The 17,973-nt window shown below is 65.6% G+C and carries 18 protein-coding genes and 1 tRNA gene; 12 read left to right on the top strand and 7 right to left on the bottom strand.

Going from position 1 to position 17,973, the window contains the following annotated elements; translation table 11 throughout:
• Positions 1-26 precede the first annotated feature (26 nt).
• Positions 27-500, bottom strand: coding sequence for a MarR family winged helix-turn-helix transcriptional regulator (locus GD627_RS15510; protein ID WP_152273278.1), 474 nt, complete (start codon positions 498-500; stop codon positions 27-29).
• Positions 501-715: 215 nt separating this feature from the next.
• Between GD627_RS15510 and GD627_RS15515 the strand changes: the two genes are divergently transcribed.
• Positions 716-2,545 (top strand): flavin-containing monooxygenase, encoded by a 1,830-nt coding sequence (locus GD627_RS15515; RefSeq protein WP_152273279.1) that lies wholly within the window; start codon positions 716-718, stop codon positions 2,543-2,545.
• A 253-nt stretch (positions 2,546-2,798) separates the two neighbouring features.
• Here GD627_RS15515 and GD627_RS15520 read toward each other — a convergent pair whose 3' ends face one another.
• Complete coding sequence (locus tag GD627_RS15520) at positions 2,799-3,854, bottom strand: SMP-30/gluconolactonase/LRE family protein (protein WP_152273280.1); 1,056 nt, start codon at positions 3,852-3,854, stop codon at positions 2,799-2,801.
• Positions 3,855-4,013: 159 nt separating this feature from the next.
• A tRNA-Ser gene (locus GD627_RS15525) sits at positions 4,014-4,101 on the bottom strand.
• 62 nt (positions 4,102-4,163) lie between these two features.
• On the opposite strand from GD627_RS15525, the gene GD627_RS15530 reads away from it, so the two are divergent.
• From GD627_RS15530 to GD627_RS15555, 6 genes are all read left to right on the top strand, one after another.
• Positions 4,164-5,141 carry an NAD(P)H-quinone oxidoreductase gene (locus tag GD627_RS15530; RefSeq protein ID WP_152273281.1) on the top strand — a complete coding sequence of 326 codons (978 nt, stop codon included), beginning with the start codon at positions 4,164-4,166 and terminating at the stop codon, positions 5,139-5,141.
• A gap of 171 nt (positions 5,142-5,312) precedes the next feature.
• A complete protein-coding gene (locus GD627_RS15535; protein ID WP_152273282.1) occupies positions 5,313-7,604 on the top strand; it encodes a carbon starvation CstA family protein in 2,292 nt (763 codons plus the stop codon).
• Entirely contained in the window at positions 7,604-7,804 is a 201-nt protein-coding gene (locus GD627_RS15540; protein ID WP_146364151.1) for a YbdD/YjiX family protein, read from the top strand. Before GD627_RS15535 ends, GD627_RS15540 begins: the two co-directional genes overlap by 1 nt.
• Before the next feature lie 216 nt (positions 7,805-8,020).
• Positions 8,021-8,722: a bacterial proteasome activator family protein gene (locus GD627_RS15545; RefSeq protein WP_152273283.1), complete on the top strand. Its 702-nt coding sequence runs from the start codon at positions 8,021-8,023 to the stop codon at positions 8,720-8,722.
• Positions 8,723-8,729: 7 nt separating this feature from the next.
• Entirely contained in the window at positions 8,730-9,206 is a 477-nt protein-coding gene (locus GD627_RS15550; protein ID WP_152273284.1) for a hypothetical protein, read from the top strand.
• Positions 9,207-9,346: 140 nt separating this feature from the next.
• Positions 9,347-10,183, top strand: coding sequence for an aldo/keto reductase (locus tag GD627_RS15555; protein ID WP_152273285.1), 837 nt, complete (start codon positions 9,347-9,349; stop codon positions 10,181-10,183).
• A 76-nt stretch (positions 10,184-10,259) separates the two neighbouring features.
• Here GD627_RS15555 and GD627_RS15560 read toward each other — a convergent pair whose 3' ends face one another.
• From GD627_RS15560 to GD627_RS15575, 4 genes are read right to left on the bottom strand one after another with little or no spacing between them, the layout of a single operon-like run.
• Entirely contained in the window at positions 10,260-10,652 is a 393-nt protein-coding gene (locus tag GD627_RS15560; RefSeq protein ID WP_152273286.1) for a flagellar assembly protein FliW, read from the bottom strand.
• Entirely contained in the window at positions 10,649-11,536 is an 888-nt protein-coding gene (gene flgL, locus GD627_RS15565) for a flagellar hook-associated protein FlgL (RefSeq protein WP_152273287.1), read from the bottom strand. The genes GD627_RS15560 and flgL overlap by 4 nt, the downstream gene beginning before the upstream one ends.
• A gap of 3 nt (positions 11,537-11,539) precedes the next feature.
• Positions 11,540-12,949, bottom strand: a complete 1,410-nt coding sequence (gene flgK / locus GD627_RS15570; protein WP_152273288.1) for a flagellar hook-associated protein FlgK — start codon at positions 12,947-12,949, stop codon at positions 11,540-11,542.
• A gap of 19 nt (positions 12,950-12,968) precedes the next feature.
• Positions 12,969-13,454, bottom strand: coding sequence for a flagellar protein FlgN (locus tag GD627_RS15575; protein ID WP_146364165.1), 486 nt, complete (start codon positions 13,452-13,454; stop codon positions 12,969-12,971).
• Positions 13,455-13,729: 275 nt separating this feature from the next.
• Here GD627_RS15575 and GD627_RS15580 point away from each other — a divergent pair, with 275 nt between their 5' ends.
• The 5 genes from GD627_RS15580 (at position 13,730) to GD627_RS15600 (ending at position 17,934) form a co-directional block, all read left to right on the top strand.
• Entirely contained in the window at positions 13,730-14,593 is an 864-nt protein-coding gene (locus GD627_RS15580; protein ID WP_152273289.1) for a sigma-70 family RNA polymerase sigma factor, read from the top strand.
• A 136-nt stretch (positions 14,594-14,729) separates the two neighbouring features.
• Positions 14,730-15,650 carry a flagellin N-terminal helical domain-containing protein gene (locus GD627_RS15585; RefSeq protein ID WP_152273290.1) on the top strand — a complete coding sequence of 307 codons (921 nt, stop codon included), beginning with the start codon at positions 14,730-14,732 and terminating at the stop codon, positions 15,648-15,650.
• Positions 15,651-15,813: 163 nt separating this feature from the next.
• Positions 15,814-17,145 (top strand): flagellar filament capping protein FliD, encoded by a 1,332-nt coding sequence (fliD, locus tag GD627_RS15590; RefSeq protein ID WP_152273291.1) that lies wholly within the window; start codon positions 15,814-15,816, stop codon positions 17,143-17,145.
• 2 nt (positions 17,146-17,147) lie between these two features.
• Entirely contained in the window at positions 17,148-17,603 is a 456-nt protein-coding gene (gene fliS, locus GD627_RS15595) for a flagellar export chaperone FliS (RefSeq protein WP_152273292.1), read from the top strand.
• The gene (locus GD627_RS15600; RefSeq protein ID WP_152273293.1) at positions 17,593-17,934 is read left to right on the top strand and encodes a hypothetical protein; all 342 of its coding nucleotides are present in this window, start codon (positions 17,593-17,595) and stop codon (positions 17,932-17,934) included. Before fliS ends, GD627_RS15600 begins: the two co-directional genes overlap by 11 nt.
• Positions 17,935-17,973 lie beyond the last annotated feature (39 nt).

The following is a 17,973-nucleotide window of genomic DNA, read 5'->3' on the forward strand; positions in this document are numbered from 1 at the left end:
TGCGGGCGGACAACGTCCGGCCGGGCCTAGACGGCGCCCTCTGCCCGGTTGACCTCGGTATGAACGGCGCGCATGCCCTGCTCGAGCGCCCGCAGGTCGTCCATTGACAACCGCGAGAGAATCTCCAGATTCAGCTCCGGGCGTCCGGCCACGAGCCGGCGCACCACTGTCCGGCCCAGCGGCGTCGCCTTCACCCGCCGTACGCGCGCATCCCGGGTGTCCTCCGAGCGGACGGCGACGCCCTGGGCAACGAGCCGGTCGATCAGGCCGGACATGGAGGCCATCGAGACGCCGAAGGACTCCGAGAGGCCCCGGCCTGTGGCGCCCTCCTCCGTGGCCACCAGAACGGTCAGGACCTTTAACTGGCGCACCGTCAGGTCCGTGGCCAGCAGTGGATCGAGGAAAGCGGGCAGGGCCGTTGACTGCAGTGAGTCGGTGAGTTGTTCGAGACTGTGCAGCACCCGTTCGCGCTCGTGCTGCACATTACTTCCGTCGGTCATGAGTTCACCGTAGTGGCCCCGGACGTGCCGGCAAACACGGTGTCAGCAAACACCCCGCGAAATTAGTTAGTGTGGGACTAACCGTTTTTGGCGGTCTGAGATATACCGGCGTCCCCGGCGGCCGGCGTTCGGAGCGAGACGGACTCCGCGCACCGGCGTCGTTGTCCTTCCCCCGGATCCTGCCCCGGGCATGCGCAAGCTAAGTAAGGACACACATGAGCAGCACGCAAACCCCCATAGCGTACGAGCACACCGAAGAAGGACTGGATGTAGAGGGCCTTCGGGCAAAGTACAAGGCGGAACGGGACCGGCGGATCCGTCCGGACGGCGCCACCCAGTACCAGCCAGCCAAGGGAAAGTTCGGCTACTACGCCACCGATCCCTACACCCCGCGCACCGAACGGGACCCGCTGACCGACGCCGTGGAGGTGCTGGTGATCGGCGGCGGTTTCGGCGGCCTGACCACGGGCGCCCGGCTCCGGGAGGCCGGCGTCGAGAGCATTCGCATGATGGATGAGGCCGGGGATTTCGGCGGCACCTGGTACTGGAACCGCTACCCCGGAATCCGCTGTGACATTCAGTCCTACGTCTACATGCCGCTGCTCGAAGAAGTGGGTTACATGCCCACCGAGCGTTACGCGCGGGGCGAGGAAATCCGCCGGCACGCCGTGGCCATCGCCGAACGCTTCGACCTGTACCGCGACACCGTTTTCCACACCCGTGTCACCGGCCTGGCCTGGGACGACGAAGCGCTGGAATGGATCGTCACCACCGACCGCGGGGACTCAATGCGTGCCCGCTACGTGATCACCTCCTCGGGAACGCTCACCCAGCCGAAGCTGCCGGGCATCCCGGGCATCGACTCCTTCAAGGGGCACACCTTCCACACCAGCCGGTGGGACTACGGCTACACCGGGGGAGACCAGTCCGGTAACCTCACGGGACTCGCGGACAAGAAGGTGGCCGTGGTCGGCACCGGCGCCACGGGTATCCAGGTGATTCCCATGGTGGCGCGCGACGCCGGGCAGCTCCTGGTCTTCCAGCGCACACCGTCGTCCGTGGACATCCGGAACAACCGCCCCACCGACCCGGCCTGGGCCGCCTCCCTGAAGCCGGGCTGGCAGAAGGAACGCATGGAGAACTTCCTTGCCGTGGTCTCCGGGGAACCGGTGGAACAGGACCTCACCCGGGACGGCTGGACCTCCGTCCCGCAGCTGCACCGCAAGATGATCAGCGGCGCCGTCGACAAATCCGTATCTGCAGAAGAACGCGAACGCCTCGACGAACTCGTCGACTTCCGGAAAATGAACTCCATCCGTGCCCGGGTGGACGAGGAAGTCTATGATCCGAAGACGGCTGAGATGCTCAAGCCCTGGTACCGCTACATGTGCAAGCGCCCGACCTTCAGCGACTACTACCTGGAGACCTTCAACCTTCCCAACGTGACGCTGGTGGACACGGCGGACTTCGGCGGCATCACCCGCATCACCGAGAACACCATCGTTGTGGGCGACGAGGAATACGAGGTTGACTGCATCGTCTTCGCCACGGGCTTCGAGGTAGGCATCTCCGGTGTCACCTCCGGCGCCCTGCCGGTGACCGGACGCGGCGGATCCACCCTGCTGGAAACGTGGAGCCGCGGACCGCGCACCCTGCACGGCTTCTACACGCACGGTTTCCCAAACCTGTTCCACCTCGGCTCAATGCAGAACGCCAACTCGGTGAACTTCGCCCACATCCTGCTGGAACAGGCGAACCACATTGCCGCCGTCATCGGCGCCGGACGGGAGGCAGGAGCCCGCTACATCGAGCCGACGGCGGAAGCCGAGGCTGCCTGGTGCGAAACCATCCAGCGGACCTCCGCGGACAACCGCAAGTTCGCCGCCGAATGCACGCCGGGCTACTACAACCGAGAGGGCAACCCGCCGCCCGTCAGCTTCTCCTTCAGCCCCGGGCCGGTGGTGTTCCACCGGTTGCTGAAGCAGTGGCGGGAGGAGAGCATCGATGAGGTGCTGGTGACGGAGGCTGCCGGGGTGCCGGCGTAAGGTTCGCCTGCTGCGCCGTCTGCTGGGCCAGGCCGCGCCGCGGCTCACCTGCTGAGCCCGGCGGCAGCCCCGCTCACCTGCGGGGCCTGGCTCCGGCGGCAACGAAATTCCGGCGCTCGCAGAGCTCGCTTGGAATATTAAAGCCGCCTCCGCCAGGCCCCTGCGGGGGTACACACGCCTGGCACTCAGTGTGGGCATTCCTAGGATCAACCGCCCGAAACTTATCCGTGCTGCTGTTGGTGGGGCGTATTGGTTAGCCGCCGTTTGATTGGCGGATGCCGTTGGACAGAGCGTCGAATTCGTAGATGAAGCCGCCGGAAGGGCCGCTGACCGTCAGGTAGGCCTCGTTGGTGCCTGGCTTGATGGCGATATTGGTGGCCGAGGTGAGGCCGTCCTCGTCGTCGTCGGCCGGGACGGTGACGGTGGACAGCAGCTCACCCGTGGGGCTGTAGACGAAAATGCGCGGCTGCCCGTGGACGGCCTGGTACACGTTGCCGTCGGCATCCACGGCGTTGGAATCCGTCTGGCTGGTGCCGCCGTCGAAGTGCATGCCGGGGTGGGAGGTGGTGACCTCGGTCTTGTCCTCGTTCAGCACCAGATAGTCGATCCGGTTGTCCATGTACTGGCTGACCCACAGCGCCTTGAAGTCCTCGCTGAAGGAAATGCCGTTCGGGGCAGCCAGGTTCCCGGCCAGGACGGTGGCCTCCGCGGTGTCCTTGTCGATCCGTACCACCCGGCCCTGCGCCTCCCAGGCCGGATCGGCGTAGCCGGTGGAATCGCTGACGAAGAGGTTGCCCTCCTCGTCGAAGGCCAGATCGTCCGGGCGCATGGGGGAACCGTCGACGTCGCCGGTGAAGAAGGTCTGGTGGTCCTGCCCGTCGGCGGTAATGCTGTCGATTTTTCCGGCGGCAAAGTCCGTCAGATAGAGCCGGCCGTCCTTCGGGCTGAACTGCGCGGAGGTGTAGGCGCCGTTGCCCTCGGTGAAGACAGGGTCAACGGTCCCTTCCTCGACGTCCACCCGCATGACCTTCGCGTCGCCGGACGGTGCAGTGACATCGACAACGAACAGGCCGCCGTCGGGCCCGAACGTCGGGCCTTCGATGAGGGTCATGCCGGTTTCGGGATGGACGGAGCTGACCTGGAGGACACGCTCGGCGGTCTGTTCGGAGACCCCGTGCACGCCGGTGTTCGACGCCGGTTCTTCGTCGTCCCCGGCGCCGCATCCGGTAAGCGCAGCGGCAAGTGCGAGGGTGAGTGCGGTGATGCGGACCGGCGTCGGGAAAGGGTTGGGCTGAATGCGGGGGGACATGCTGCGGCTCCGATGCGCTGGGGGACTGAGGACGCAATTACTTAGGATAAGCCTAAGTTATTGCGAGGCGACGTCCTGCTGCGGCCGCTGCCCGAGACCCGCTCCTCGCCGTTAAACAGAAAAGCGGCCCCACGAATGGGGCCGCTTTTCTTGTCGGCGCGGAAGGTAAGGGATTCGAACCCTTGGTACGGGGTTACCGCACACTGGTTTTCAAGACCAGCTCCATCGGCCGCTCGGACAACCTTCCTCACTATGTAGTCTGGCAGAAGGGATGAAATCACCAAAATTCCCTAAACCAGGAAGGACAGCATGAAAGCCATTGTCATTGGAACGCCCGGGGGACCGGAAGCACTGGAACTGCAGGAGGTGCCCGCACCCGAGGCCGGACCGGGCGAGGTGCTGATCGACGTCGTTGCCGCCGGCATCAACCGCGCCGACGTGATGCAGCGGCAGGGCCACTACCCGGTCCCCGCCGGAGCGTCCGAATATCCCGGCCTGGAAGTCTCCGGCCGGATTGCCGCCCTGGGCGAGGGAGTTGAAGGCTTCGCCGTGGGCACCGAAGTGGTGGCCCTGCTGACCGGCGGCGGCTATGCCGAACAGGTTGCCGTTCCCGCCGGACAGGTGCTGCCCCTGCCGGACGGCGTCGACGTTGTCACGGCCGCCTCCCTGCCGGAAACGGCTGCCACTGTGTTCTCCAACCTCTTTATGGCCGCCGGGGTAAAGGAGGGGGACTACGTCCTCATCCACGGCGCCAGCGGCGGCATCGGCACCATGGCCATCCAGATGGTCACCGCCTTCGATGCCGTTCCGATGGTCACCGCCGGGTCCGCGGAAAAGCTCGAACTGGCAGAATCCCTCGGCGCAAAGGTGCTCATTAACTACAAGGAACAGGACTTCGTCGACGCGGTCCGGGACGCAACCAACGGGCACGGGGCGGACGTCATCCTCGACGTGGTCGGCGCCAAATACCTGCAGCGGAACCTGGACGCGCTCGCCGTCGCCGGCCGCCTGGTGGTCATTGGCCTGCAGGGCGGCATCAAGGCGGAGCTGAACCTCAACCAGCTCATGACCAAACGCGCCGCCGTTATCGGCACCACCCTCCGCGGCCGGCCCGTGGAGGAAAAGAGCGCCATCATGGCCGCCGTCGGCGAATACGTCTGGCCGCTGCTGGAGGCCGGACAAATCCGCCCCCTCGTGGACCGCACCTTCCCGCTGGCCGAAGCTGCCGCCGCCCACGAGTATTTCGATTCCGGCCGGCACACAGGCAAAATCCTGCTCACGGTGTAGGCAAACCCCCGGATCCCACGACGACGGCGGCCGCGCAGCATTACGGCCGCCGTTTCGTACGTCTGTGACGGCCGTCTCAGCCGCTGATAACCTCTTGGATGCAGGGCCACTCCCTGCCCCATTCGGTACGTATGTCAACGCAGACACCCACCGCAGACCAAAGGGATCATCATGAGCGAGAATCAACGGCGCCGGGCCGACAACCGGCAGCGACAGGACGGCGACGTCCTGGAACAGGACCCGGCACTGCCGCCGGTGGCCGTGGACCCGGAAACCCTCGACGCGGAGGACCGGCGCTGGACGCCCGCAAAGATCGCCCTCTGGGCGGGCATTGCACTGCTGGGCGGCCTCAGCTGGACCATGCTCGCCATAGTGCGCGGGGAAACCGTGAACGCCATCTGGTTCGTGTTCGCGGCCGTGTGCACCTACCTCATCGGTTACCGCTTCTACTCCAAGCTCATCGAAGCGAAGCTGCTCAAGCCCAATGACCGCCGCGCCACCCCGGCCGAGTACAAGGCTGACGGCAAGGACTACGCCGCCACGGACCGCCGGGTCCTCTACGGCCACCACTTCGCTGCCATTGCCGGCGCCGGACCGCTGGTCGGCCCCGTCCTGGCCGCGCAGATGGGCTACCTCCCCGGCACCATCTGGATCATTGTGGGCGTGGTGCTCGCCGGCGCCGTCCAGGACTACCTGGTGATGTTCTTCTCCATGCGCCGCGGCGGACGGTCCCTGGGACAGATGGCCCGGGATGAACTGGGACTCATCGGCGGCACCGCCGCCCTGATCGCCACCCTGGTCATCATGATCATCATCGTGGCCATCCTCGCCCTCGTGGTGGTCAATGCCCTCGCTGAAAGCCCGTGGGGTGTCTTCTCCGTCAGCATGACCATCCCCATCGCCCTGTTTATGGGCGTGTACCTGCGCTATCTGCGTCCCGGCAAGGTCACCGAGGTCTCCATCATCGGGTTCGTGCTCCTGCTCGCGGCCATCATTGCCGGCGGCTGGGTTGCCGACACCCCGCTGGGCGACGCCCTGACCCTGGAACCCACCACCATCGCGTGGGGCATCATCATCTACGGCTTTATTGCCGCCGTCCTGCCGGTCTGGCTGCTGCTGGCCCCGCGCGACTACCTCTCCACCTTCATGAAGGTGGGCACCATCGTGATGCTCGCCGTGGCCATCATCATCGTCCGCCCGGAGATCAGCGTTCCGGCGGTCAGCGAGTTCGCCAGCCGCGACGACGGCCCGGTGGTTGCCGGACCGCTTTTCCCGTTCCTCTTTGTCACGATCGCCTGCGGCGCGCTTTCCGGTTTCCACGCGCTGATTTCCTCCGGCACCACCCCGAAGATGTTGGAGAAGGAACGCCAGACCCGCTTCATCGGCTACGGCGGCATGCTGATGGAATCCTTCGTCGCCATCATGGCCCTGGTGGCCGCCCTCTCGATTGACCGCGGCATCTACTTCGCCATGAACTCCTCCGCCGGTGCCACCGGCGGCACCGTGGAGGGCGCCGTCGCCTTCGTCAACGGGCTGGGCCTGGCCGGAGTGAACCTCACCCCGGACATGCTCTCCTCGCTGGCCTCCAGCGTGGGCGAGGAATCCATCGTCTCGCGCACCGGCGGGGCGCCCACCCTCGCCGTCGGCCTGGCCACGATCATGCATTCGCTGATCGGCGGGCCTTCCATGATGGCCTTCTGGTACCACTTCGCGATCATGTTCGAGGCCCTGTTCATCCTCACCGCGGTGGACGCCGGAACCCGCGTAGCCCGGTTCATGCTGCAGGACACCATCGGCAACGTCGCCCCGAAGTTCAAGGACATGTCCTGGCGCCCCGGCGCCTGGATCTGTACGGCGATCATGGTTGCCGGCTGGGGGTCCATCCTGATCATGGGGGTCACCGATCCGCTGGGCGGCATCAATACGCTGTTCCCGCTGTTCGGCATTGCCAACCAGCTCCTGGCCGCCATTGCGCTGGCCATCTGCATGGCGATCATTGCCAAGAAGAACGCCTTCAAGTGGCTCTGGATCGTGGCCGTGCCGCTGGCCTTCGCCGCGGTGGTGACCATCACGGCGTCGTTCTACAAGATCTTCTCCCCGGTCCCGTCGGTCGGCTACTGGGCCAACCACGAGGCGTTCCAGCAGGCCCTGGCGGACGGAAAGACCAGCTTCGGCACCGCCAAGACCGTAGAGGCCATGGAAGCGGTGGTGCGCAACACGTTCATCCAGACCACGCTTTCGGTGGTGTTCGTGACCCTGGCGATCATTGTCATCATCACGGCGATCATGGCCACCATCCGGTCCTTCCGTTCCGGCGGCGCTCCGAGCGCTGAAGATCCCGCCGTGGCATCCCGGACGTTCGCGCCGGCCGGATTCCTGGCCACGCCGGCGGAAAAGGAAATCATGGCCCAGTGGCAGGCCCTGCCGGAGGCCGATCGGCCCGCCCAACGGGCGGCGCACTGATGAGCGCCGCCGTCGCCGTCCGGCAGGGGGTAGCCGGGTTTGTCCGGTTCTTCCGTGACGTGATGGGAGAGGACGCCTACCGGAAATACACGGATTTCCACGCCCGGTCCGGCTGCAGCTCCCCGCTGATGAGCGAGCGTGACTTCTGGAGGGACAAGATGGACCGGCAGGATGCCAATCCGGAGGGCCGCTGCTGCTAGCTTCGGCCAGCCTGTCCGGGAGTACGACGGCGGCACCGCACCCGATTGCCTCGGGTGCGGTGCCGCCGTCGTTGTGTCCTTGTGTGACCTCGCGCGGATGCCTGGATGCCGGGCGGGGTGGAGCCTGCACGGTGATTACGCGAAAAACGGTGGAGAGACGCCTGGAAAGCTGATCCGCCGGGGGCAACCACTGCCAACCGTGAGAGCATTGATGCCATGACTGAACAGAACGGATCCTCCGACCGCCGCGAGGCGGCCCCGGACGCTCCTGTTGGGCAGAAGTCAGCGCAGACACCGGACCGGGACGGAACGGGCCTTTTCCCTGCTGCGCCCTCCGCCGCGGCCGGCACTGAGACCGGCGGGCAGGCGGACCCCGCCGCGGACACCAAGGACGCCTCCGGCCAGGCCAAGGGCAAAACCGGTCCGCCCAAACTCAACGAGCTGGTGGACGAACCCGCGAAGGTCATGCGGATCGGCACCATGATCAAGCAGCTGCTGGACGAGGTACGCAACGCACCGCTGGACGATGCCGCCCGCAACCGGCTGGCCGAGATCCATGAGCGGTCGCTGAAGGAGCTCGAGGACGGGCTGGCGCCGGAGCTGGTCAGCGAGCTGCACCGGATCAATCTCCCGTTCGGCGATGATTCCACCCCCACCGACGCGGAACTGCGGATTGCGCAGGCCCAGCTGGTGGGCTGGCTCGAAGGCCTGTTCCGCGGCATCCAGACGGCCATCGCCGCGCAGCAGAGCGCAACCCACGCCGCCGGGCGCCTGCAGCTGCGGCAGCTGCCGCCCGGAACCATGCTGGCGCCGGGTCTTGTGATCGGGGATGACGGGGAACCGCACCGCGCGCAGGGACCCCAGGGGGCCGGCAGCCCGCGGCAGGAACCACAAACGAGCCCCGGCCAGTACCTGTAGGACATAGATGGCACTTTTTGCAGCCGCCCGGCAGGGGCGGAAAGATGATTCTGAGCTCGGCAAGGGCGTCTGGCGGCGTGCCCATGACCGGTTCACCCGCGGGCTGGACCGGTACTACCAGATGCTCGAAGGCGTGGAGGATGACGCCATCTACAACGAGCTGGTGACCGTGGCCAACGAGCTCGCCGGACTGCTGCCGCGCGTCCGCGACGTCTGCTCCTCCGCGCAGCGTGAACTGCCCAGCACCGGCCAGAACATCCCCGGGGCGCTGACGGCAGTCCACCGGGCACTGTCCCGCAGCGGCAATTCCCTGGCCGCCGCCGCCGAGGCGGCAGCCATGTCCCGGCTCGAAGGGGAACGCTGGGGGATCGCCTCGGCCGGCCTGGACAATGTGCGGCGCCGCGCGGAACTGGTGCAGGAGGACGTGGTGGAGGCGGAACGCGCCCTGACCAGCGCCCGCGAAGCGGGAATCACGAAGCGGTAAAAGCCCGGTCTCTGTACGGAAAAACGGTACCCGGCCCGAAATTCCGGAAAAATCTTTGCCAAACCGGGAATACGTCACAGCGGATTCCGCGGTGAGCTTATCCGTTTTGACCTGCCCGGCAACGGGACAAGGATGTGTCTATGACTACATCACCGGTTTTGACTTTTAATGACGGCAACACCATCCCCCAGCTCGGCTACGGCGTGTGGCAGGTTGAGGATGACGTTGCCGAGAAGGTAGTGGGGCAGGCCTTCGAGGTTGGTTACCGCCACATCGACACGGCCAAGATCTACGGCAACGAAGCCGGCGTCGGCCGCGCCATTGCCGCCACCTCCGTTCCCCGCGAGGACATGTTCATCACCACGAAGGTGTGGAACGCGGACCAGGGCTACGAAGAGACCCTGAAGGCCTTCGACGCCTCCATGGAGCGCCTCGGCCTGGAAACCCTGGACCTGTACCTGATCCACTGGCTGCAGCCGAAGCAGAACAAGTACGTGGACACCTGGAAGGCGCTCATTGAGCTGCAGAAGCAGGGCCGCGTCAAGTCCATCGGCGTCTGCAACTTCACCAAGGAAGCCCTGCAGGAAATCATCGACGCCACCGGCGTTGTCCCGGTCCTGAACCAGGTGGAAACCCACCCGTACCTCAACCAGGCTGATCTGCGTGCCTTCGAGGCCGAGCACAACATCCTGCACGAGTCCTGGTCCCCGCTGGGCTCCGGCAAGGGCCTGCTCGAGGATCCCAAGCTCGTGGAAATCGCCGCGAAGTACGACGGCGCCACCCCGGCACAGGTGGTCATCGCCTGGCACCTGGCCCTGGGCAACATCGTGATCCCCAAGTCCGTCACGGAATCCCGCATCCGGGAAAACTGGGAGTCCCTGGACCTCACGCTCAGCGCTGAGGACATCGAGGCCCTCAACGCCCTCGACAACGGCACCCGCTACGGCGCGGATCCGGCCACGGCCGACTTCGCCTAAACCCCCGGGTAAGCAGCAAAGGCGCACGTTCCGCGGAACGTGCGCCTTTGTGCGTTAAGGACCTGCTTCGTGGACCCTACGCCGCAACGGGCTCCAGGGGAGCACGGACCGGCCAGTCCTGGTTTTCCAGGATCACCTGGGCACAGCTGCCGGTGGAAGCGTTGACCACAATCGGCGCCAGCAGGTTCACGGTGGTGCCGTCCAGGGTCGGATTCGCCACCACCAGTACGACGGCGTCCTCCGGGGCTTCCAGCCCCAGCTGGCGGCGCTGGAAGTCGGTGATTTCCGGGTGGTACTGCGGCAGGTAGACGGCCGCGTCCAGGACAAACAGCCGGTGGGCCGTACCCGCTGCGGTTGCCGCGGAGCTCAGCGCGTACAGACCGTTGGCACCGTCGATATCGTCCAGCAGGAAGTCCACGTCCGGAGCAAACCCGGGTGGCGGGGTCAGGAAGGTCAGGGCCGTGCTCATCGCAGGAAGTCCATCAGAGTGGGCTGCAGCGCCCGGGCTGTCACGGAGAGTGCCGACTGATAGGCAACTTCCTGCAGCTTCATGTCCAGGATGACCTTGGCGGTATCCAGGTCTTCAATGCCGGACCGCCGTGCTTCCAGACTGACGGACTGGTCCATAAGGGTGTCCTTTGCTTTCAGCGTGGCGGCGTGCCGCACGCCCAGCGCCGAGTGTTCAATGTTCACGGTGGCGGCGGCTGCATCAATCTTCGACAGGTAACCGCCGACGTCCTTGTTCGCGTTCAGGTCGGCGACCAGGCTGTCGACCAGTTTAAAAACCGATCCGTCTCCACTGCCGAAGACGGCCGCACCGTCGGTATCAACGCGCATGAGCGTGCCGCTGTCCAACCGGCGTGAGGTGGGGGTGCCGCTTCCGCTGTAGGTGTAGGAACCGCTGTCCTCGGTGAAAGCCCTGCCGGCGTCGGAGGTGCCGGCAAACACGGTCCGGCCCAGATAGGTGGTGTTGGCTTCGCGCAGCAGGTCCGTCTTCAGCCCGGTGAGTTCGGTGGCGATGGCCTTGCGGTCGGCGGGAGATATGGTGCCGGTGGTGGCACTGAGCGTGAGGTCCTTGACCCGGCGGAGGATATCCGTGGTGTTCGTCAGCGCATTGTCCGTCACGCTGAGCCAGCCGTCGGCGTCGCTCACATTGGAGCTGTACTGCGCGACGGCGCGGATCTCGGTGCGGACCTTGAGGGCGTTGGCCGTGCCGGTCGGATCGTCCGATGGGCGGGCGATGGCGGCGGAGGAGCTGACCTGTTCCTGCAGCTTGGCCATGCGGGACATGCTGGCCTGCAGGTTCTGTTGCGCCGCGCGGGCGATGGTCTGGTTGGTGGTGCGGGTAATCACGGGTTACCTTCCGACAATTCCGGTGCGGTTGATGAGGGTGTCCAGCATTTCGTCAATGGCCGTCATGACCCGGGCGGCTCCCTGATAGGCCTGCTGGTACATCAGCAGGTTCACGTTTTCCTCGTCCAGGTCCACGGAGGCATTGGAGAGCTGCAGGTCCACGGCCGAGGAGGCGGCGACGTCGGCCAGGGCGGCCTGCTGCAGTTCGGTGCGGCTCTGGGAGGCGGTGGCCGTCACGAAGGCGCTCCACACGGCGTCGGCCGAGCCGGGTTTGGAGCCCAGCTGGGAAATGGCGTCCGCCAGGCGGCCGTCCAGGCTGCCCTTGCCGTCAGCGCCGGGGTAGCCGGCGGCAATGCCGGAGGCATCGGCAGGGATGGCCTTCAACGTGGTGGCGGCGGGGCTGCCCACGGCGAAGAAATCCAGGTTGGCGGTCCCGGCGGTGGTGGCTCCCTGCCGGTGCAGCGCGTTGACGGATCCGGCCAGGGCGGCGGCGACGTCGTTGTAGGACTCGGCGGCTTTCGCCAGCGTTCCGCCCTTGCCGGCCGGTGCCAGCAGGGAGGCGGCGCCGGCAATCTCGCCCTTGGAAATGCCCGCCGAGCCGGGACGGTCCGCCCAGCCCACCACCGTCTCCGCCGGGTCCGTCATGGAGCTGCCGCCGGTGACGGTGAGTGAGCGTGCGGAGGTGCCGGACACCAGGGCGTTGCCGTCAATGAGGACATCCACCATGCCGCCGGAGGATTCGCGGACGGTTGCTCCGGTCAGGGCCGAGAGGGTGGTGGCGAGGGTGTTGCGCTGGTCCACGAGTTCATTCGCGGAAGCTCCCGAGGCGAGCGTGGACCGGATGGCACTGTTGAGGTTGGCGAGCCGGGCTGCGCCGGCATTGACCTCGGTCACCATTTCATTCAGTGCGCTGCGGGTGCTGGTCCACTGCTCAGCCACCCCGTTGTAGCCGGCGGCAATCTGGGCGGCGACGCCGGTGGCCGCGGACAGCAGCACCGCGGCGGCGGCGTTGTCGCCGGGTTTGTTGGACATTCCCTGCCAGGCCGCCGAGAGGGACTGCAGCGAGGCGGAGAGGCCCTCGGAGCCGGGCTCGCGGAAGCCGTCCTCCAGTTCCAGGAGGGCGTTGGCGCGGACCGCGGAGTAGCCCGCTGCTCCCGCGGTGCTGCGGACGCGGGTGTCCAGCTGCTGGCTGCCCAGGCGGGCGATGGAATCCACCGAGACGCCCTGGCCCACGCCGGTGCCGGCCGCCAACGGGCCGGTGGGGGCGAGTGCGGGTGCGGCGGACGTGTTCAGCCGCTGCCGGGTGTAGCCGGCAACGTTGGCATTCGCCACGTTCTGGCCGACGACGTCCAGGCCCTTTCGCGCGGCGGACAGGCCGGTGTAGGCCGTGTTAAGGCCGCTGAAGGTGCTCATTGTCTAGGAGTCCCTAATATCAAATGCTCTGGTCCACCAGCCGGGCGGCTGACGTGCGGGCGGCCGAGGTGCCGGCTGCCGTGTAGGTGTTTGCCTGGGGGTTCAGCCCTGCCAGGGTTTCCTGCGCGGACCGTGCTGCCGCGCGCAGGAACTGCTCGTTGATGTCGCGCAGTTCGCGGATCTTCACGGTCAGTTCCGTCATGGCCTGCAGGTGGGCGTTGAAGATTTCCGTCCAGGGGCCGGGAGGGGCGGCGGCCACCAGTTCCCGCAGGGTGGCGTCTTCCGACGTGCCCCACTCGATAGCCAGTCCGGCAACCGCCACGGCCCGGCCCAGATCGGCGGCACGGAGCCGCTCGAGAACCTGTTCAACCTCGCGCGTGGCGTGCGTCAGCCATTTCGTTTTCCCCGAGGTGAGCAGCAGTTGTTCTTCTTCGAGCTTGAACACAAGAAGTTCCAACAATTCACGCTCCTCCCAAAGAAGGGCGGAGAGTTTCTGGGTACCCATGCCTGGCTCACCTCCATCGGTTGTGCACTGAATGTCTCTGAATGGGAATAAGACGTCTGATTTCAGGCCCCAACCTGCGGCAAAAGTCTTTGAATTGGCGGTCATATTCCAATATGTCCGCCACAAAACACTATCGGCCGGTTCGTCTCGAATGTTAGTGGTATGTTTCAGCTAAAGCGCTCAAGCGTGGATTAACCAGCGGACTCAGCCACTGACCACGAAGCCGGCGCGCAAATGGTCACATTGGGGACCGTTGCGGACTTGGGGGTCCAAATATGAATCGTGCTGCTCGTAATGCCATGGTGGTGGAAAATCTGCCGTTGGTTGGTTATCTTGTCTCCGAAATCTGTGCCAAGGCCACGCATCTTTCGCGTGATGACCTGGCCTCCGTCGGCTCCATCGCCCTGATCACCTCGGCCGATGCCTTCGATCCGGATCTGGGCGTGCCCTTCGGGGCCTATGCCCGCCGCCGCATCATCGGAGCGTTTGCGGACGAAATGCGGTCCAGCGACTGGGCCACCCGTTCCGCCCGCCGCCGGATCAAGGAAACCCTTGCGGTGAAGGAAACCCTGACGGCAGCCCTGGGCCGCACCCCGAACGTGGATGAAATCGCCTCCGCTCTGGGTGTTGACCGGACGGTAGCCGAGGACGCACTGTCCGATGCCTCCCGCACCGTATCCAGCCTGGATGAATCCGTCACGGATTTCCTGGTGGCGGACATGCCGTCGCCGGAGGGGTCCCTCCTGGCCTCGGAACGCGTGAAGTACCTGCAGGCCGCCGTTGCCGCCCTCCCGGAAAAGATGCGGTATGTCGTGGAGGAGATCTACTTCCATGACCGCTCGGTCAAGGAGCTTGCCGAAGAACTGGGCAGCACCCACTCCGCCGTGTCCCAGCAGCGCGCCGAGGCGGTGCGCCTGCTCCGCGACGGACTGGGCACGCATTACTCGGATACCAATGCCGCACCGGAGCTGCAGTCCCGAATCGCTCCGGCCCGCCGCAACGCGTACCTCACCTCGGTGGGGGACCGCACTGCCGGCGGCATCACCCGGCACCATCTGGCACCGGCCTACCTCGGAGCGCAAGGCCTGCCTTCGGGGCTGCCCGCCCGTGCTGCGGCGTTCAAGCCGGCCGCTTCCTAGGCTCTTATCCCGGAGAGCAATCGCCGGGAAAAATCTTTTGGCAAACTCCTAACACCGAATGATGCTCCGCCGATAACTAGTGGTGTAGGCCCATGGATGGGCCTGCGAACACAGCCCACTCACGGAGGAATACATCATGGGTTTCACAATCAACACCAACACCGCGGCAACGAACGCCTACCGCAACCTGAACATGAACCAGAATGCACAGGCCAAGTCCCTGGAGAAGCTTTCCAGCGGCCTGCGCATCAACCGTGCTGCCGATGACGCAGCCGGCCTGGCCATCTCGGAAGGCCTGAAGAACCAGGTCAGCGGCATGACCCAGGCAGCCCGCAACGCCCAGGACGGCATCAGCGTCATCCAGACCGCTGAAGGCGCCCTGACCGAGGTCCACTCCATCCTGAACCGCATGCGCGACCTCGCGGTCCAGGGCGGCAACGACTCGAACAATGAAGAGTCGCGGACTGCGATTCAAACGGAAGCGAATGAGCTCGGCAAGGAACTCAACCGCATCGTTTCGGGCACCAACTTCAACGGCATCAACCTGCTCAACGGCAGCGCCGGCACGGCAGCAGTGGCCGACTCGGAAGGTGGGGGCGGCACGATCAACATCCAGGTGGGTGCGGGCGGGAGCGCCGCTGACACCATCGCGGTGAACCTCGGCAACGTCACCACCAGCTTGACGGCCAAGACCACCACCACAATTGATGGCGAAGAAATAAAGGACTCCTTCGGTGCCGCCACCGGCGCGACGGCCTTCAAGGTAGGGACCACTGCGGAGGCAGGGGTGACGATCGAGAGCCTCGATGCGGCCATCAAGGCCATCTCCGGCCAGCGCTCCGAACTTGGTGCGTCCCAGAACCGGCTCGAATCGGTGACCAAGTCGCTGAACGTTTCCGTCGAGAACCTCTCCGCCGCCAAGTCCCGCATCACCGATACGGACATGGCCCAGGAAATGGCAAGCTTCACCCGTTCGCAGATCCTGTCCCAGGCCGGCACCGCAATGCTGGCCCAGGCCAACCAGATGAACTCCGGCGTGATGCAGCTCCTGCAGTAGTAACTAGCACCACCAGTAACACCGGCAGGTAAATGGCCGCTGGCGGCGGAGGCAATGACTTGGACCTCACAGCCTCCGCCGTCAGCCCGGTACCTGCCGTTCCTCTATCCGGGCACTGAGACGGATTCGGCCGGATAGCGCAGCAGAAGCACAAGGAGCAGGCATGGCCGGCATAGACGGCATCACCACGGGTACAGACACCACCGCCATGATCGCCCAGCTCATGCAGGTGGAAGCCCGCCCCCAGGCGATGCTGAAACAGAAGGTCAGCTCCAGCCAGACCTTTGTCAGCGCCCTGCAGAACCTCAACACGAAGATCGCCTCGCTGGCCGAGTCCGCGGGCAAGGTGGCCAAACCCGCCGAAACGGACCTTTACACCGCTGTTAGTTCCTCCGACAAGGTCACGGTGGCGACCAAAGCGGGTGCCGCCGCAGGTGCCCTGGATATCCGCGTGGACCGGCTCGCCACCGCCCAGGTATCCCTCTCCGGAGCCCTGGCGGCCTGGCCTAACGGAGACGCCCTGTCCATCACGAAGGACGGCACCGTCACCGAACTCGACACTGCCGGCAAGAGCCTGGACGAGGTCATCAGCACGGTCAATAAGGCCAACCTTGGTGTCACGGCCGTGAAAATCGCCGCCGGCAGCGTGGACGGCGTCGCGCAGTACCGCCTGCAGTTCAGCGCCGCTGCCACCGGCAGCGAGGGCGCATTCAGCATTTCACACAACGGCACGGACCTGGGCAGTATCCGGCCGGCGCAGGACGCGCAGGTCACGCTGTGGGTCGGTGTTCCCGGCGCGGAAACAAGCATTACCTCCGCCACGAACACCTTCGGGTCCTTGCTCCCCGGCGTGGACGTCACGGTCAAAGAGGCCTCCCCCGCGCCGGTCACGGTGAGTGTCAGCCGAGACGAAAAGGCCGTCGCCGACGTCGCCGCGAAATTCGTGGCCGGGTTGGCGGACGTCTTCAGCTATATGAACCGGAACTCGGCCGTGAGCGTGTCCACCGCCGACGGCACCACCAAGGCCTCCGGCGGCCAGTTCACCGGAGACTCGGGGGTACGGGCACTCAAGGATTCCATCATGCGCGCTGCCACGTCCCCCGTGGACGGACGGTCCCCGTCGGAGATCGGCATCGTCCTCACCAAGGACGGCACCGTGGAGTTCAACGCCGAAAAGTTCGCCGCCGCCCTGAAAGCCGACCCGGAAAAAACCCAGGCCGCACTGCAGACCATCGCCTCCCGGGTGGAAGCTGCCGGAAAGCAGGCCTCGGACAAATACGACGGCACCATCACCCTGCGGATCAAGGGCCAGGAGAGCGAAGTCCGGTCACTGAACACCCAGATTGCGGACTGGGACCGCCGGCTGGCGTCCCGCGAGGCCACGCTGTCCCGGACCTGGAGCACCCTTGAAGTCACGCTCGGCAAGCTCAACAACCAAATGAGCTGGCTCACCTCCCAGCTGGATTCCCTGTCCGCCAACTCGAGTAAGAAGTGAATGTGAACTACGGACTTGCTGCCAAACGCGCCGAATACGCACGCAATGCCGTGCTCTCCGCCTCACCCGCCCGCCTGCTGACCATGCTCTACGACCGGCTTCTGCTGGATCTGGTACGTGCCGAAGAAGCCCAGCAGAACGCCAACTGGCCGGTGGCCTCCGAGAACCTAATCCACGCCCAGGCCATCATCACCGAGCTGCTGGGCACACTGAAAACCGACGTGTGGGACGGCGCGGAGAACCTGCAGGCCATCTACACCTACTCGCTGTCCGCCCTTGTGAACGCGAATGTAGGCCGGAACGCGAAGCTGACCCGCGAATGCATCGACCTGCTGGAGCCGCTCCGGCTGGCCTGGCATGAAGCCGCAGCCCAGATCCCCGCCGCCGCCAGTGCGCCCTTCGCAGGTGCCGTACCCTCCGCGGCAGGCGTTCCGGGAGGGGTCCTCGGTGTCGGCTGAACCGGAAGAGCCGTTCGGCACCCCCGAGGAGCTGGCCAACCTCGCGCTCTGGGGCGCCGTCCTCACTCAGCTCGAAGACAACCTGGAAACCTTCCTTGAAGGCACCGTTGCAGAACAGGCCCGCGGCGCGGTCGCTGACTGGGATCCTCCGGCCGAGCTCGGGGCCCTTCCGGAGTCACTGCTGGTCCGCGCCCGGCTGCTGTCCAAGGCACAGAACCGGGCCTACGCGCAGTTGCGGAATGAATCGCGGAGCAACCGCAAACAATCAAAGCTGATCAACAGCCTGTCCGGCCCGGTGCCGCCGGCCGTTTATTTGGAAGTGGACGGCTAGAAAGCCGTAAATGCAAAGGGTGCTTACGTTTTCTTATAC

Source organism: Arthrobacter yangruifuii, from assembly GCF_009192775.1.
In the GTDB taxonomy this organism is placed as follows: domain Bacteria; phylum Actinomycetota; class Actinomycetes; order Actinomycetales; family Micrococcaceae; genus Arthrobacter_B; species Arthrobacter_B yangruifuii.

Excerpts from the sequence above, each read along its gene's own strand:
- GD627_RS15535 (WP_152273282.1), top strand. The coding sequence starts at position 5,313 with ATGAGCGAGAATCAACGGCGCCGGGCCGACAACCGGCAGCGACAGGAC.
- GD627_RS15560 (WP_152273286.1), bottom strand. The coding sequence starts at position 10,652 with ATGAGCACGGCCCTGACCTTCCTGACCCCGCCACCCGGGTTTGCTCCG.
- GD627_RS15555 (WP_152273285.1), top strand. The coding sequence starts at position 9,347 with ATGACTACATCACCGGTTTTGACTTTTAATGACGGCAACACCATCCCC.
- GD627_RS15550 (WP_152273284.1), top strand. The coding sequence starts at position 8,730 with ATGGCACTTTTTGCAGCCGCCCGGCAGGGGCGGAAAGATGATTCTGAG.
- GD627_RS15540 (WP_146364151.1), top strand. The coding sequence starts at position 7,604 with ATGAGCGCCGCCGTCGCCGTCCGGCAGGGGGTAGCCGGGTTTGTCCGG.
- fliD (WP_152273291.1), top strand. The coding sequence starts at position 15,814 with ATGGCCGGCATAGACGGCATCACCACGGGTACAGACACCACCGCCATG.
- GD627_RS15530 (WP_152273281.1), top strand. The coding sequence starts at position 4,164 with ATGAAAGCCATTGTCATTGGAACGCCCGGGGGACCGGAAGCACTGGAA.
- GD627_RS15575 (WP_146364165.1), bottom strand. The coding sequence starts at position 13,454 with ATGGGTACCCAGAAACTCTCCGCCCTTCTTTGGGAGGAGCGTGAATTG.
- GD627_RS15585 (WP_152273290.1), top strand. The coding sequence starts at position 14,730 with ATGGGTTTCACAATCAACACCAACACCGCGGCAACGAACGCCTACCGC.
- flgK (WP_152273288.1), bottom strand. The coding sequence starts at position 12,949 with ATGAGCACCTTCAGCGGCCTTAACACGGCCTACACCGGCCTGTCCGCC.
- GD627_RS15520 (WP_152273280.1), bottom strand. The coding sequence starts at position 3,854 with ATGTCCCCCCGCATTCAGCCCAACCCTTTCCCGACGCCGGTCCGCATC.
- GD627_RS15580 (WP_152273289.1), top strand. The coding sequence starts at position 13,730 with ATGAATCGTGCTGCTCGTAATGCCATGGTGGTGGAAAATCTGCCGTTG.
- GD627_RS15510 (WP_152273278.1), bottom strand. The coding sequence starts at position 500 with ATGACCGACGGAAGTAATGTGCAGCACGAGCGCGAACGGGTGCTGCAC.
- GD627_RS15545 (WP_152273283.1), top strand. The coding sequence starts at position 8,021 with ATGACTGAACAGAACGGATCCTCCGACCGCCGCGAGGCGGCCCCGGAC.
- GD627_RS15515 (WP_152273279.1), top strand. The coding sequence starts at position 716 with ATGAGCAGCACGCAAACCCCCATAGCGTACGAGCACACCGAAGAAGGA.